Consider the following 1,484-nt stretch of genomic DNA (forward strand, 5'->3'; position numbering starts at 1 on the left):
ATTAATCGAAATTTGACATAGATATGGCTATGAAATTCCAAATCACAAATTCCAAATTCCAAATAAATTCAAATAACCAAAATTCAAAACATTACCCCCATAGTTTGTATTTAGGACTTGAAATTTGATGCTTATTTGAGATTTGGTGCTTGGGATTTGGGATTTTTTACTTATCCACTCTGAGTAAAGTTTTGACTAATAACTGTTATATTCCTTGAGAAAAACTAATGAGTTGGAAAGATATTTTAGGTCAACAGCAGGCAATTAATATCCTGAAAAAGGTCATTGAACAAAATCGACTGGCATCCGCTTATTTATTCCTCGGACCCGATGGTGTTGGGAAGATTAAAACAGCTAAACAATTAGCCAAAATATGTAATTGCCAGGATATAAAAGAAGGGGATAGTTGTGAGATTTGCAATTCGTGTTATAAAATCAATCACGATATTCACCCGGATGTCAAAGTGATTAAACCAGCCGCTATGCACTTCCTTCTCCCACAAATTCAGGATTTACAAAAAGATGTCTTTGTTAGTCCTTTTGAAGGTAGAAAGAAGGTCTATCTTCTTGATGAAGTAGATAAAATGACTCCAGAGGCGGCGAATGCCTTTCTTAAAACATTAGAAGAACCATCTCCAACAACTCTATTTATATTGATTACAAGTCGGCCACAAACCATTTTACCAACGATTCTCTCAAGATGTCAACCAGTAAGGTTTAATTTAATTCCAGAAGACATTCAGAGTCAAATATTTTTGAGATGGCAAGTAGAACCATCAAAAATTTCTTTATTGACACAACTCTCTGGAGGTAGTATTGGCAAGGCAAAAGAATATTTAGAAAAAGATGTATTTGTTTCTCTTGAGAAATTAGCCCCGTTACTTGAAAGTATTTTAAAAAAAGAAGAAGGGTTCCTGCTTATTTGCAAATTAGTCACCCTGATTTTAGCCGATTATAAAAAGGAAGATATATCTCTTTTTTTTGAATTACTTTCAGTCTGGTTAAAACAAAAACTATCAGTCAACTTTATAAGTTTGTATCGAGCAATGGATATTGTGATGGAAACACACAAGATGATTAAGTTTAAAAATGCAAATTTACAATTATCGCTTGAGGTAATGTTTATCCATTTAAAGACATTATAAAAAGGAAGGGTAACTATTCACCCTGTAGGAAAGTAGGAGAGTAGGGAAGTAGGAAAGGGAAAGAAAATGAATGAGAAGTTAGATGATTTTAGACAACTTGTAGTAGGGCAAAAAAGCCATCATTTAAGAGTAAAATAGTATGAAGTATTTTCCCCCTTTCCTACTTCCTACTTGCTTGGTATGCTGAATAGTTACAAGGAAGGTTTAACAAAATGATTGAGGTTGCGGGAATAAAATTCCAAAAGGATTATAAAATTTATTACTATGATATAAATAATCTTGAGTTGAAACATGGGGATTACTGTATCGTAGAAATAGACCGAGGAATAGATTTAGCTA

At 33.0% G+C, this 1,484-nt stretch carries 1 protein-coding gene; it reads left to right on the plus strand.

Annotation, left to right across the window (positions count from 1 at the left end; translation table 11 throughout):
- Positions 1 to 227 precede the first annotated feature (227 nt).
- Positions 228 to 1,145, plus strand: coding sequence for a DNA polymerase III subunit (locus AB1414_20715; GenBank protein MEW6609833.1), 918 nt, complete (start codon positions 228 to 230; stop codon positions 1,143 to 1,145).
- The last annotated feature ends 339 nt before the right edge of the window (positions 1,146 to 1,484 follow it).

It is taken from the genome of bacterium (assembly GCA_040755795.1).
GTDB lineage: Bacteria > UBA9089 > CG2-30-40-21 > CG2-30-40-21 > SBAY01 > JBFLXS01.

Coding starts and splice junctions, on each gene's coding strand:
- AB1414_20715 (MEW6609833.1), top strand. CDS start 228: ATGAGTTGGAAAGATATTTTAGGTCAACAGCAGGCAATTAATATCCTG.